At 37.4% G+C, this 14916-nt stretch carries 11 protein-coding genes and 1 pseudogene; 8 read left to right on the forward strand and 4 right to left on the reverse strand.

The window, feature by feature from the left end; translation table 11 throughout:
* The first annotated feature begins 119 nt into the window (after positions 1-119).
* The 5 genes from C4E06_RS00595 (at position 120) to C4E06_RS00615 (ending at position 4729) form a co-directional block, all read left to right on the forward strand.
* Positions 120-506, forward strand: a complete 387-nt coding sequence (locus tag C4E06_RS00595; RefSeq protein ID WP_107666303.1) for a GxxExxY protein — start codon at positions 120-122, stop codon at positions 504-506.
* A 153-nt stretch (positions 507-659) separates the two neighbouring features.
* Positions 660-1961: a glutamate-5-semialdehyde dehydrogenase gene (gene proA / locus C4E06_RS00600; protein ID WP_107666304.1), complete on the forward strand. Its 1302-nt coding sequence runs from the start codon at positions 660-662 to the stop codon at positions 1959-1961.
* Between the two features lie 67 nt (positions 1962-2028).
* Entirely contained in the window at positions 2029-2367 is a 339-nt protein-coding gene (locus C4E06_RS00605; protein WP_107666305.1) for a phage holin family protein, read from the forward strand.
* A 79-nt stretch (positions 2368-2446) separates the two neighbouring features.
* A complete protein-coding gene (locus C4E06_RS00610) occupies positions 2447-3916 on the forward strand; it encodes a DNA phosphorothioation system restriction enzyme (protein WP_107666306.1) in 1470 nt (489 codons plus the stop codon).
* A gap of 42 nt (positions 3917-3958) precedes the next feature.
* The gene (locus C4E06_RS00615) at positions 3959-4729 is read left to right on the forward strand and encodes a YebC/PmpR family DNA-binding transcriptional regulator (protein ID WP_107666307.1); all 771 of its coding nucleotides are present in this window, start codon (positions 3959-3961) and stop codon (positions 4727-4729) included.
* Positions 4730-4797: 68 nt separating this feature from the next.
* Here C4E06_RS00615 and psbM read toward each other — a convergent pair whose 3' ends face one another.
* From psbM to glgA, 4 genes and pseudogenes are all read right to left on the reverse strand, one after another.
* On the reverse strand, positions 4798-4905 hold the full coding sequence (gene psbM / locus C4E06_RS00620; protein ID WP_009546127.1) for a photosystem II reaction center protein PsbM: 108 nt from the start codon (positions 4903-4905) through the stop codon (positions 4798-4800).
* Positions 4906-4992: 87 nt separating this feature from the next.
* A complete protein-coding gene (locus C4E06_RS00625) occupies positions 4993-5289 on the reverse strand; it encodes a 2Fe-2S iron-sulfur cluster-binding protein (protein WP_107666361.1) in 297 nt (98 codons plus the stop codon).
* 132 nt (positions 5290-5421) lie between these two features.
* Positions 5422-7104, reverse strand: coding sequence for a TolC family protein (locus tag C4E06_RS00630; protein WP_107666308.1), 1683 nt, complete (start codon positions 7102-7104; stop codon positions 5422-5424).
* A 909-nt stretch (positions 7105-8013) separates the two neighbouring features.
* Positions 8014-9416: pseudogene (glgA, locus tag C4E06_RS28550) on the reverse strand (glycogen synthase GlgA); the annotation flags it as partial.
* 317 nt (positions 9417-9733) lie between these two features.
* On the opposite strand from glgA, the gene C4E06_RS00640 reads away from it, so the two are divergent.
* The 3 genes from C4E06_RS00640 to crtA all read left to right on the forward strand — a co-directional run bounded on the left by C4E06_RS00640 (position 9734) and on the right by crtA (position 14891).
* The gene (locus C4E06_RS00640; RefSeq protein WP_107666362.1) at positions 9734-12787 is read left to right on the forward strand and encodes a plasmid replication protein, CyRepA1 family; all 3054 of its coding nucleotides are present in this window, start codon (positions 9734-9736) and stop codon (positions 12785-12787) included.
* 284 nt (positions 12788-13071) lie between these two features.
* A complete protein-coding gene (locus C4E06_RS00645; RefSeq protein WP_107666309.1) occupies positions 13072-13776 on the forward strand; it encodes a 1-acyl-sn-glycerol-3-phosphate acyltransferase in 705 nt (234 codons plus the stop codon).
* A gap of 275 nt (positions 13777-14051) precedes the next feature.
* On the forward strand, positions 14052-14891 hold the full coding sequence (crtA, locus tag C4E06_RS00650; RefSeq protein WP_107666310.1) for a cyanoexosortase A: 840 nt from the start codon (positions 14052-14054) through the stop codon (positions 14889-14891).
* Positions 14892-14916 lie beyond the last annotated feature (25 nt).

The following is a 14916-nucleotide window of genomic DNA, read 5'->3' on the forward strand; positions in this document are numbered from 1 at the left end:
TTCATCTTTCCTAGAAAGTTTAAAAGAAAAAAATCCTGAAAATCCCCCAATCCTGTACAATCCTGATACTGACCATTAGTAAGCTATCTACACTAAACCATCACGTCAATAATAAATACATGAAACTGGAAGATATAACTTATAAAGTAATCGGTTGCTCGATGAAAGTTCATAACACATTAGGCAATGGATTTCCAGAGGTGATTTATCAGAGATGTTTAGCGATTGAACTACAAAAAGCAGGCTTAACATTTGAGAGAGAAAAAGAACAGCCTATCTATTATGAAGGCATCCATGTGGGAACAAGACGGGCTGATTTTGTTGTAGAAAATAAAATTATAGTTGAACTTAAAGCTGTCATTAATTTAGAAAATGTCCATCTTGCTCAAGCTAAAAATTATGTGGTTGCTTATGATTTTTCGGTGGGATTATTAATTAATTTTGGAGCAATCAGTTTACAGTATAAAAAAATATTCAATCCTAACTATCATCAGAAAACAAAATAAGGTGTTTCTTGGGTTTCCTCTTCTCAATCCAACCTATGACTTAAATGTCCTAAATAAATTAAATGGATTATTAAGAAGATTTATAAAATAAGGCTTTTTTTCTATAGCTTGCTATAATAGAAATACTATGAAAAATTAAGATTATTATTAGTCATGATAGTTAATTCATCATCATTATTATTAAAAGAAATTGCCGAGAAAACCTTTCAAGCAGCGAGAAAATTAGGGGGACTTTCAACCAGCGATCGCAACCAAGCTATAGAAGCGATCGCACAAGCTTTAGAAACTGCGTCAGAAGATATTATAAAAGCCAATCAACTAGATTGTGAATTAGCAGAAAAAGAAGGGATTTCTAAGCCTTTATATAACCGTCTAAAATTAGGAAAAACTAAACTTGAAGCTACCATAAAAGGGGTAAGAGATGTCATTGATTTACCTGATCCCGTGGGTCATATTTCCATTCATAGAGAATTAGATGAAGGTTTAATCTTAAAACGGGTTAGTTGTCCTTTGGGGGTGTTAGGCATCATTTTTGAAGCCCGTCCAGAAGCCTTAATTCAGATTACCAGCTTAGCTATCAAATCGGGTAATGGAGTTATTTTAAAAGGGGGAAAAGAAGCCTTAAATTCTTGTCAAATTTTAGTTAAAGTGATTCGAGAGGCTTTAAGTAAAACTCAAGTAAGTCCTGATGCAGTACAGTTATTAACCACCCGTGAAGAAATTAGAAATCTGTTAGATTTAGATGAATATATTGATTTGATTATCCCTAGAGGTTCCAATGAATTTGTGAGATTTATTCAACAAAACACTAATATTCCTGTTTTAGGCCATGCGGATGGAATTTGTCACTTATATATTGATCAAAAAGCTGATTTAGAAACAGCAATTTCTATAACAGTTGATTCAAAAACGCAATATCCTGCTGCTTGTAATGCTATCGAAACGTTATTAATTCATCAAGCTATTGCTGCTGAATTTTTACCGAAAATAGCTGAGGCTTTAACTTCACAACAAGTTAAATTAAAAGGGGATAAATTAACTCAAAATTATCTCAATATTGAACCAGCAACGGAAGAAGACTGGAAAACAGAATACAGTGATTTAATCTTATCCATTAAGATTGTAGATTCTTTAGAAGCAGCCATTAATCATATTAATACCTATGGTTCAAAACACACCGATGCTATTATTACAGAAGATAAAAATAGGGCAGAAACATTCATGAATCAAGTCGATGCTGCTGGGGTGTATCATAATTGTTCAACCAGGTTTGCAGACGGGTTTCGTTATGGGTTTGGGGCAGAAGTTGGCATTAGTACCCAGAAAATGCCGCCTAGAGGTCCTGTAGGGTTAGAAGGGTTAGTTACCTATAAATATCAAGTGACAGGAAAGGGTCACATTGCAGCTACCTATTCAGGTGAGAATGCAAAAGGGTTTACTCATAAAGAGGTATAACCTTCTTCTTTGATGGTTTGTCTTATAATATAGGAGAAAATACTAATAAATTGAAAAAGATAAGATTATGGAAATATTAATTTCTTTGCTCATTACCGCTATCAGTTTATTGATTATTGCACAACTCCCCATAGGGGTAGAAGTGGATAGTTTTTGGAAAGCTTTAGTGGCTGCCATTGTTTTTGGTATTCTCAATGCTTTAGTTAAACCGATTCTGATTTTTCTTAGCATTCCTTTAACTATATTAACATTAGGTTTATTTTTGTTAATTGTTAATGCCATTGTATTTGGTTTAGCGGCTGCTTTAGTAACTGGTTTTCGCTTACGCTATGGTTTCTGGAGTGCGCTTTTTGGGTCAATTTGTCTGAGTTTTATTAATGGTATTTTATCAAATTTTGTAGGATAAGAATTCTCAAAAAAGTTTGAATCAGAGACGCTATGAATAGCGTCTCTGTGAATCTTATAAGATAAATAATTAAAAGCTAATGGATGACTATAATCAAATTAATTTAACAATTGATTGGAATCAATTAATTATAGATTATCAAAAAAAATATTCTAATTACAGAGTTGCAGAAAAGAAAAAAAGTTATCAATTATTTCCTCAAGGAACCCCTCAAATTCCAGCATCTATAAAATTACGAGACTATCAACAAGAAGCGGTTATTAACTGGTTTAAAAACAAAGGAAGAGGAACCTTAAAAATGGCTACAGGAAGCGGAAAAACCATTACTGCTTTAGCCATTGCTACAGAATTATATGAAAAAATTAAACTACAAGTTTTGATAGTCGTTTGTCCCTATCGTCATTTAGTGATTCAGTGGGAAAGAGAATGTAGAAAATTTAATCTTAATCCTATTTTAGCGTTTGAAAGGGTTGATAATTGGCAAAGTCAACTATCGACAGAACTATACAATATACAATGTCAACAAAAGCCTTTTTTAACCATTATTACCACTAATTCTACTTTAATTAATCAAGGATTTCAATCACAAGTTAAATTTTTTCCTGAGAAAACCTTAATTATTGGTGATGAGGCACATCATTTAGGGTCCCCTCGTTTAGAGAGTCGTTTACCCCGAAATATTGGCTTAAGATTAGCGTTGTCAGCTACCCCAGAACGCTATTTTGATGAAGAAGGGACTGACGCTTTATTAACCTATTTTGGAGATATCATCAAACCAGAATTTACCTTAGCTGATGCCATTAAAAAACAGGCATTAGTGCCTTATTTATACTATCCGATTTTTGTTAATTTAACAGAATCAGAAGCCTTTACCTATGCTAAATTAACTCAGCGTATTGGTTGGGCATTAGGAAAAAATGATAATATTAAAAACAACGATAATTTGACTTCCTTATTAATTCAGCGATCGCGTTTAATTGGAACGGCAGAAAACAAGCTCAACGCTTTAAGAGAATTGATGGAAACTCGTTTAGAAACGAAATATACCCTGTTTTACTGTGGGGATGGCTATTTAGAAAACGAACCCAAAAATTATCAAAAACAAATCGCAGCCGTGACTCGTATTTTAGGCAGAGAATTAGGCTATCGAGTGAATACTTATACCGCCGAAAATACCTTAGAAGAACGCAAAAAAATCCGAGAACAATTACAAAAAGGAGACTTACAAGGTGTCGTTTCCATTCGTTGTTTAGATGAAGGAATTGATATTCCAGAAATTGAACAGGCCGTAATTTTAGCCAGTAGTGGAAACCCTCACCAATTTATTCAAAGAAGAGGTAGAGTCTTACGACCTTATCCCCATAAAAAACAAGCCATAATTTATGATATGATAGTGATGCCTCCTAATTTAGACCGAGAAACCTGGGAAGTGGAAAGGAACTTATTAAGAAAAGAGTTAAAACGATTTATAGAATTTGGCAAAATTGCTAAAAATGCAGAAGAAGTGAAAGAAAAATTCTTATCAATTCAAGAACAATATGCTCTCTAAATAAGGTAAAATAAAATAAAGATAGTTATTAAAAATAGTCTTATGGCAGGACATAGTAAATGGGCAAATATTAAACGCCAAAAAGAAAGAGTAGACGCGAAAAAAGGAAAAACCTTTGCTCAATTATCCCGTGCCATTATTGTGGCCGCTAAACATGGTATTCCTGATCCGGCCGGGAACTTTCAACTACGAACCGCCATCGAAAAAGCAAAAGCCGCCGGCATCCCTAATGATAATATTGAACGGGCGATCGCCAAAGGTGCCGGAACCTACGAAAACGATGACACCATCTATGAAGAAATTCGCTACGAAGGTTATGGCGTTGGAGGGATTGCCATTCTCATAGAAGCCTTTACCGATAACAGAAATCGTACGGCTGCCGACTTACGATCTGCCTTTAATAAAAATGGCGGTAACTTAGGGGAAACCGGCTGTGTGAGTTGGATGTTTGAACAAAAAGGTGTGGTGAGAATAGAAGGTAACATCGATGAAAATGCTTTGTTAGAAGCTTCAATGGAAGGAGAAGCCGACAGTTATGAATTATATGAAGAAGGAAACGAACAAGCAGCAGAAGTGTTTACAGAGATGACTAACTTAGATACCTTAAGTCAGACATTGAACGATCAAAACTTTAACGTCACAGAAGTTGAATTAAGATGGATTCCTAATAATTTAATTTACATTGAAGATGATGAGCAAGCCAAATCCATTATTAAATTAATCGAAGCCTTAGAATCCTTAGATGACGTACAGAATGTAACGGCTAACTTTGAAATGGCCGATGAATTGATGTTATTAGGGCTAGAAAATTAAAAAAAGAGGGAAATTTCCATAATGAAAATTTCCCCACTCTCTTGAATTAAGCATTAATGAAAAATAGCTTAAGATTCCGTTTCCTCACGGGTTTGGATGTATAAAATAAGTAGGAATACGGTGGGAACGAGAACAAAAAGAATAGTCGCAATAAAGCCAAGATCGTTAACTTCCATAGGTAATAAGCCTCTATGTTATCAAATGAAAACAACAACTCTTAGAATATCATTACAACGGTCAATGACGGCAATGCGTCCTATCTATTATTTCGGCTTAGTAACCACCTTGACAGGGCCATTGACAATCGTTTGACAAGCAAGACGGTAATTATCTGGCTTTTTCTTGAGAACTCGTTTTTCAAAATCAGTACGGGGCGATAGATTCTCCATCCCTTCGGCAATTTCGACAATACAGGTTCCACACTGCCCATAACCACCGCAATTCATCAATTTACCTTTCAAGGTATAAATATCAACTTTATTTTGTAAAGCTTTCTCCCGTAGGTTAGCCCCTTGTGCTGACACAACCTCTTTATTTTCCTTAACAAAATTGATAGTCATCTGCCCTCCTTGCATTATGCCGATAGTATAGAACAACCATTACTTATAATGTTAAGAAATTATAAGTAATTTAACCAACCGATTCAATAGTTGATCTTGACCATAAGAAAGAAAAATAATCAACGGTTGGGTTTACCTCGTCTCAAACAGACGGTCATCCGGGTAGTTACTCACCGCCCGTTGCAAAGCATTAAGAGATTGATTGTATTGAATGATAGCTTGTAGAAAATTACCCCGTGCTTGGGATAAGTCTCGTTGAGCATTAATAACGTCTGTTTGAGTACCGACCCCTGCCTGGAAGCGCAATCTTGCCAGTCTGAGGGCTTCCTCACGAGTGGCTACATTTTGTCGGGTACTGCTAATATTTTCGCGATTCGCAATCAGTTGGTAGTAAGCATCTTCCACCTCAAAACGAATTTGATTACGGGCATCAGCAAATTGAATATTCGCTTGATCCATACGACGTTCTGCAGCCCTCGCACCAGCAAACGCCCGTCCTCCATCGAATAATCGCCAGGTTAAACGGGTTTCAAACCGATAGTTAACCAATGCACCCAAAGAATTATCTAAGTCATCATCAAACCCATATTGAGCCAGAAAATCTAAGCGAGGAATAATACCGTCTTGACCCCCCATAGCAATACGACGATCCTGTTGAGCAATTTCTCTTTGGACTAACTGTTGTTCTAACTCCGCACGATTTTTATAAGCTCTAACAATGGTTTCTTCGAGGGAGAGGGACCAGTTTCCTGATTCTGTAATTTCATCAGCGGCCACTAATTGAACGTGCTGGCCGACACTGAGGGTTTCTGCTAACCTGCGCCTGGCGATTCGTTGTTGAGCGATCGCTCGGGTTAATTCTTCGTTGGCTGCTGCCAAATCTCCTTCGGCCCGTAGCACATCAAATCGAGTGCCTAACCCTGCTTGTTCTAAGAGTTGGGCATCTCGTAGGGTTTGGGAGGCATTTTCTACGTCTGCTTGAGCGATCGCTACTTGGGCATCGGCATTTTGCAAGAGATAATAGTTATCTGTCGCTTCAAAGCGTACCTGTTCAGAAACTCGTTCTAACTCTAATTGGCGAGAGCGAATTTCCCGTTCGGCTCTTTTGATCTGAGCATCTCGTTCCCCACCAGTATAGATATTGTATTGTAGAACAGCATTAAAAATCCCTGTTGTTTGTCTTGATCTAGCGACTGATTCTATAATCCCTTGAGCAAAGTCTCCGGTCTGCCGTTCGGTAAAATCACGGTTTAGTGAAGAGTCTATTTGTAAACTAGGGTAAAGGGCTGCCCTTTGCTCTACTAAAAGAGCTTTAGATTCTTCGACGGCAATACGGGCTTCTTGTAATTCTCGGTTATTTTGTAGGGCAAAAGCAATGACTTCTTCTAAGGTGACAGGTTGGTTGATGGTTGTTTCTACATTCTCTGGTTTAGTAGGAAACAACAGGGGATTTCCATTGGGGTTAAGATTATTGGGGGGTAATTGTTCGAGGATTGTTTCTGAATAAGCGTCAGAGGATTCGAGACTGGGAGGGGTTGTCGTCTGGGAGAGGATTCTGGGAGCAGAGGTTTGCCTTTTTTTGACAACAGTCGCGCTCTTTTTCTTTGTTTTCGATGAGTCTGAGGACTCTTTCATCTGTTTGATATCACTCACACGGGGTTGGGATTTTAGGGAGTTGTCCGAGGGTAACAGTAATTTAGCCGCTTCAGATTTCCCTGGCCCGGAAGATACGGTTTGTGCCATTAACTCTGTATTCAAAGATAATGTGGACAACAAACCCACACTCACACACACACAATAACGTAGAACAAACATAATGTTTATCAAAGATTCTAGTTAAACAATTAAATGATAATAGAAATGAAACAATGATAGTTGATTGGGGAACAGGTAAAAATTGAGAGCATCATCAATTTGTGTCAACTTCATAATTGACTTCATCTCGATTTAATTATGTTAGCATTTGATCGGACTAGCTTTCAGCTTACCTTACCTTTTTTCAGGCTGTATATCTTGTTTAATATTGATGGATTCTAGTTGATAGTTATCCGAAGTGATAATTTCAGTTTTAGGTAACTCGATCCTAGAATTAGAGAGAGAAGACATAGACTGGTTGATAGACATATCTTGACTGGTGATGATTTCTTTTTTCGATATTGTTTCTTCTGGCTGACTATTCTCAGTAATATTCGGTTCAGATCCCGATATTTCTGATTGTATATTGTCTATTTGCTTGGGAAATGTTTCTCCCCCATTATCTGATGGAGTGGTTTCTGAAGAATCAGTTTGAGATAATAACTGTTCTGGTTTTATCTGTTTGTCTTCTATTTTGTCTTCTGTTAAAGAACTAAAATCAGATGAGACTTCTTCTGCTTTCACCCCTTCACCATTACTATTTTTTTCTTCTTTTTCTTCTTTTTCTTCTTTTTTTTCCTTGGTTGAAGAACTAATATTCAGTGAGGCATTTTCTGGTTTAACCTCTTCATTATTGCTACTTTTTCCCTCTTTTTCTTCTGAGTTTTCCTTGTTTAGAGAACTGATATTAGGGGACTCGTTTTGTGGGCTTACTTCTTCTGGGTTGACCGTTTCTGGTTGGATATCGGTTTGTTTTTCCGTGGATTCCTGGTTAGCTATTTCCTTATCATGTTTCGTCTCATCTTCTAATGGATTGACACTCTCCTCTCCCGGAACATCCCATAAAAGATTTTTTCTAATTAAACCGTTGATTTTATTTTGTTCTTCGGCGGTTAATTCTCCAGGTTCTCCTGTTAATTCTTTATAAATTTTAATATATTCGGCGGCTGACTGATACCAACTAAAATCTTGGTTCATACACCGTTGTTGAAGTTTTTTCCAATCTGCTTTAAAGCGGAATCCTTCCCAGGCCCGAATCATGCACACCAATAAATCTAAGGGTTCATAATGCTCAAAACAATAACCGGTTCCTTCTTGGTGAATCGGATCATAAAAAGTAACCGTATCCCCTAATCCCCCTGTGCGTCGAACAATAGGAACACAACCGTAACGCATAGCAAACAATTGACTAATACCACAGGGTTCAAACCGAGAGGGCATCAAAAACACATCCGAGCCGGCAAAAATACGTCGGGATAAAACATCATTGTAGAGAATTTGTACGGATACACGGCCAGGATAACGGGCCGATAACTGCCATAACTGATTTTCGTAATAATGATCTCCACTCCCCAAAACAATCAATTGAGAATCCGTATGGGCCATAAACCGGTCTAAGACTTGAAGGATTAAATCAATCCCTTTTTGTTCAACTAAACGGGTGACCATACCCATTAAAAAGGCATCTTTATTAATTTCTAGCCCAGTTTCTTCTTGGAGACCAATTTTGTTCGCAATCCGTTTTTCGAGGGTGTAGGGGGTAAACGTTTCATAGATTAACTGATCCTTGGCAGGGTTATAGACTTCCATATCAATGCCATTGAGAATCCCCACCAAGTTTTGATTCACATAAGATAACAATCCATCGAGTCTTTCTCCGTAGGCCGGGGTTTGAATCTGTTGAGCATAGGTAGGAGAAACAGTGGTAATGCGTCCCGCAAATTTGATCCCTGCGGCCATAGCATTATCTCCATCCATATACCAGGGACACCAGGTATGATGTTCGATAAAGCCGCGACCGGGTCCTTGATAGGCTAAATTGTGGATAGTAAAAACAGTGGTAATATCAGGGGTTTCGTGCATCCACACTGGAATCATGCCGGTATGCCAGTCGTGACAATGGATGACGTTGGGTTTCCAACAATTCCAAGCAAATTCTGCGGCTGCGTTGGAAAAGAAGGTAAACCGCCAATATTCATCGTCTCCGTAAATTCGACGAGGGGCAAAACTATGATGTTTTAATAAGTAAAGGGGAACATCGCTTTTAGGAAGGGTGGTTTGATAGACCGAAAACTCCTGAGACATGGCATTAGATTGCCAGATCGGTTCTGAGGGAATTTCTATTTTATCGTCGAGAAATCCATAATAAGGCATGAGAATCCGTACATCATAGCCTAATTGATGTAAAACTTTCGGTAATGCTCCGATAACGTCTCCCATTCCGCCCGCTTTGGCTAATGGAGCCACTTCTGCCCTACAAATAAAATTCGCATTCTTAACTCTGTGTTCCCTTGTTTGCCACTTTATGATTTTGACATACTCTACCGTTAAATTGGAGATTATCATAGAGGTTTTGCTAGAACTTTTTTCTCTATTCGGCTGATAGATGAGTGGTGCTTTTATCATCATTTCAGCAAAATAGTTCACTTGTCTCTTTCACATTTGGTGTCTTGTGCTTAATATTGTAGACCCAAACGCTATATATAGAGCATGGCTAGGAAAGGGGTGATTAACCTCAAACCCTTTTGATAGTCACAGATTGCCTTGTGTTATGGCGTTTGTGGGAATTCAATTGTCGGGAGAACAAATCATGAACCCTCATCAAGAATGGTTAAATAGTTGCGTTGATGAGCAACTCATCAAACTCAATGTAACCAAGTTAGAAGGAATGTCCCCTTCAGAACATTTACTCTATTCTGATGAGCTTCCCCGACGAAACGATGGCAGACTCACCCATCATATTTTAAAGCGTTATGAACACACAGAACAAGGGGGTTGGTGGTGTTCAGGGGTTGATGTGATCACAGGAGATGAGGACCTCTGGGGATGTTTTAAACCCAAGCAACCCCGACTGAGTTACGACCAAAAAAAGCTTATTAAGTATGAACATCCACCCCAAACCCCTACAGGAATCTTTGCTTTAAGAGTTCCCCTGCATCTTTGGGCAACCATAGCGCAACAGTATCAAATAGAGTTTACCCCAGATATGGCCGATGAGACCCAACCAGATGGAGGGTTTTGGCAATGGGTAATGGATCATCCTTCGATTCCCCTTTGTATCACAGAAGGAGCCAAAAAAGCAGGAGCCTTATTAAGTGCCGGCTATGTTGCGATCGCCCTTCCTGGGATTAATAATGGTTATCGTACCCCGAAAGATGAACTAGGAAATCGCATCGGTAAATCTTATTTAATTCCCCAGTTAAACAAGTTAACCCATGGGAGACGAGAAATTTATTTTACCTTTGATCAAGATAGTCAACCCAATACCATCAAAGCGGTTAATCATGCTATTAGAAAGTTAGGTTATTTGTTAACACAAACCGGATCTCAAGTTAAGGTGATTCATTGGAACCCGGAACAAGGAAAAGGGGTTGATGATCTTTTAGTTAATGATGGAAAAAAAGCGTTTGATGATTGTTATCAAAAAGCTTTACCTCTAGAGATATGGAAAGCCAGAGAATTTACCCAATTAACCCATGAGACAAGTTTAGAAGTTAATGCTCGTTATCTTCCTAGTTTAATGATTTCTGATACGGCGAAATTAGTCGGGATAAAATCGGGGATTGGCACAGGGAAAACCGAAGCTTTAGTTAAAGTGGTTAAACAGGCGATCGCCAATCATCAAAAAGTTCTAGTGATCGGTCATCGGATTAAATTAGTTGAACAGTTATGTCAACGATTTGGACTCCCTTATATTACAGAAATCAATGAATATTCTTACCAAACATTCATAGGTTATGGGTTATGTATTGACTCTCTCCATGAAAAATCTCAGGCTAAATTTAATCCTCAAGACTGGCAAGATGCTTTAGTTATTATTGATGAAGTTGAACAAGTCATTTGGCATAGTTTAAATTCGGAAACTTGTACCAATAACCGTGTTTCTATATTGAGATGTTTTAAACAACTCATACAAACAATTGTAGCAGGAAAAGGAAGAATTTTTGTTGCTGATGCTGACTTAAGTGATGTTTCTTTAGATTATTTAATCACTTTATCAGGAATTGATTTACAACCATTTATTATCCAAAATAACTGGAAACCCACCTTAACTGAAACATGGCAAGCTTATCACTATCCAGAAACAAACCCCAAACGTTTTCTTGAAGGGTTAGTGGATCATATTCGCCAAGGGGGTAAACCCTTTATTTGTTTATCCGCTCAAAAAATCACCAGTAAATGGGGAACTCAAACCTTAGAATTTTATCTCAAAAAGCAATTTCCTAATGCTAATATTTTACGAATCGATTCTCAATCATTAACTGATCCTAATCATGATGCTTATCAATGTATTCCTCGACTGAATGAGATATTAATCAACTATGATATTGTTTTAAGTAGTCCTGCCATTGAAACTGGGGTTAGTATTGATATTAAAGATCACTTTACTTCAGTTTGGTGTCTAGCTCAAGGGATACAAACCCCCACATCCGTTGTTCAATCTTTAGGACGAATAAGAGATAATATTCCCCGTTATCTTTGGTTAGCTTCTTATGGGTTTAATAAAGTGGGTAATGGGTCAACTTCTATCCCCAACTTATTAACATCTGGACATCGCTTAACAAACTTAAATATTCGCTTTTTACAGCAAGCTGACTTAGAATCTTTAGATGATCTAGATACAGGATTTCAAGCTGAATCTTTACTATGTTGGGGTAAAATAGCTGTGCGAGTTAATGCACAAATGATTCATTATAGAGAAACTATTATTAGTTTTATTAAAGCAGCAAACCATCACATCAATTTAGTCAAAAAATATAAAAAAGAGAAAACTAACAAAAAAAAGTCTTTGGCTCGTTCTAAAAATAAACTGACAGAAACCATAGAAGAAGTTAGAGAAAATAATTATCGATTAGACTGTGAAAAAATTGCCCAGTCTCATGATTTAAGCGATGAAGAATATCAACTGATTAAAAAATCTTTAGTAAAAACAACTAAAGAACGTAGACAACTGAGAAAATATGATTTAAAACGCCGTTATTATCTTCCTGTGACTCCCCAGTTAGTGGCTTTAGATAATGAAGGTTGGTATCAAAAACTAAGAATACATTACTTCTTAACCATCGGACGAAATTATTTAGCTGATCGAGACACCATCGTCGCCAAAAAATTAATTGAACAAGGACAAGGCAGCATCTTTTTACCCGATTTTAATGGTCGTCAATTGGGTGCTATTATCGGAACCATGGAAGTTTTAGGAATTAATATTCTCTTAAAAAATATGGGTCGGAAGTTAATCAATATTGATGATGATCTCAAGAAAATGGCTAATTTAGCGATCAACAATAGACAAGACATTAAAACAATCATGGGAATTGGTATTGCTAAAAATGCTAGTCCTATCACCATTATCAGGCGACTTTTAGATAAAATAGGCTATGGTTTAACCTGTTGTGGAACGAAAACAATTAATAAAAAAAGAGTTCGACTTTATCAAGTCGTGACCCCTAATGATAACCGACAAAAAGTGTTTCAACAATGGTTATTAAAAGATCAAAACGCGCCAGGAACTTCTGAACCTTGGTTTGAACCTTATCTGGTGTCAAAACCTCAACCTCAAGATCGACAAGATAAGAACAATCATATACAGTTGAGTCTAGATTTTTCAGCCATTAGTCAGGGGATAAAAAAGACTCGTCAGTGATATAGCCAGTTTACTCATATCTTGCACCTTCGATAAACCCCCTACCCCCCACACCCCCCACACCCCCCTTTATAAGGGGGGCAGGGGGGGTAGGGGGTTTGGGGGGTAGGGGGTAGGGGGAATAGGGAATAGGCAATAGTATTTATTTATAACTGACTTGACAGCTAGATAACTGTCTGTCGGTGCAAAGACATCAATCCTAAAAACTTTTATAGTGTAACTACAATGACCCTGTTTATTACTTATCTCTTTTTGAGATTATTTTGTTGCGTTTTGCCTAATTTATGAATAATTCTACAATTAAGAGCGATCATGTCAAATCTCGCATTTCTCCTTGGTTAATTCGTCTTGTTTATCCCCTAGGAGCGTGGATTGTACTACCATTATATTTTGGCCGCATTACCATTAAAGGTCAAGAACACATTCCCGAAACCGGCCCGGTAATCATTGCCCCTACCCATCGTTCCCGTTGGGATGCCTTAATCATACCCTATGCAGTAGGAAGAATGGTTAGTGGTAGAGATGTTCGGTTTATGGTAACTTCTAGTGAAATGGAAGGGATTCAAGGTTGGTTTATTCGACGTTTAGGAGGGTTCCCGGTGGATGTCAAACGGCCAGGACCTAGCAGTTTAGAGCATAGTGTCGAAGTGCTTAAACAAGGAGAAATGTTAGTCATTTTTCCAGAGGGAGGAATTTTTCGAGATACGGAAGTTCATCCCCTCAAACGAGGTGTGGCCCGCATTGCCCTAGAAGTAGAATCTCAACAACCCGGTTGCGGTATGAAAATTTTACCCGTCGCCATTGAATATAGTCAGCCCTTTCCCAGTTGGGGAACCGATGTCACTGTTAATATTGGTTCTCCCCTTGATGTGGCTACTTATGACATTACCACTATGAAACGTAGTTCCGAAAAGCTAACCCAAGACATAGAATCTGATCTTAAAGAAATTTTCCAGAGTCAATCTGATGAAGTGGTTTTTCAAAGCTAACATCAATCATTCGTTTCCGTTTCTCTGTGTGACCCGAAAAGTGGTTTTTTCTGATTGATCTTTAGGCGATCGCAGTTTAATATTTTACTCATATTTACAGTCGAAACTCTTTTGAATTGAATCGTGATTGGGTAAATTACCTAGACATTATTGATGTTACCCTATGGAATGTTCAGGTTAATTTCAAGTTAAGTTGATAGGTGACGGAAATTGAATCATAGATTATACTGAGTGATACTATATAAAAATGATTTTTTAGAAAGTTCTCCAAGGCCATGGAAATTCTTCAAAAACTAGGGAAACCTAGCTATCTACTCTTAGGGATTATAGCAGCCATTACGGCTCTTCACTTTACTCTTTTAGAACAAGAAGGTAATCAAAATCTAATCAGTGTTAGCCTTTTGATTTGGTTAACAGCTGCTTCTTTATTATGGGACAAATACCAAGAGAAGGAATTTTATCTAGAAAGCAATTTACCCTCGACAGTATTGGGAATTATTTTAATTTTAATTGCCTTATTAAGAAGTCTCTCTACATCGGGGTATCATTTCTTTCTTTGTCCTGTTCTTTTTGCTTTTGGATTGGTATTAATTACATCGGGTTTCAAAGGATTTCAGTTTTACAAAAAAGAAGTTATTGTTTTTAGTCTTTTTCTCTTATATCCAGCATTACTTAAAGTTTTAGCCATGAGTAATCTAGATATATGGACATCTATGTTTTCCACCTTTCTCTTGAATGTGCTAGGATTTGAAGCCTCTAGAGACGGCACTTTTATCAGCTTACCAACAGGAAAAGTTGAAGTTTTATATGGATGTGCAGGGGTAGATATCCTAAGCTTAATGGTTATTTGCTCTATTTTATTGTTTTTTATCGTACCGCTAACCAATCCTCAAAAAATTCTGTGTTTATTTTTAGCACCTCTGATCGGTTTCGTCGTCAATAGTATCCGTGTGTGTTTGTTGACCTTTTTTGTTGCTCAAGCGTCTGATGAAGCCTTTCATTATTGGCATGGAGAAGACGGGAGTTTAGCTTTTGCCATGATATCAGTGATTTTATTTGGTATATTTTGTTGGTTCTCCTATGTCCGACCTTTAAGTTTAGAAAACCAAGATTAAAATAATCAAAAATTAAATTTTAAAA

It is taken from the genome of Cyanothece sp. BG0011, from assembly GCF_003013815.1.
In the GTDB taxonomy this organism is placed as follows: Bacteria; Cyanobacteriota; Cyanobacteriia; order Cyanobacteriales; family Microcystaceae; genus Crocosphaera.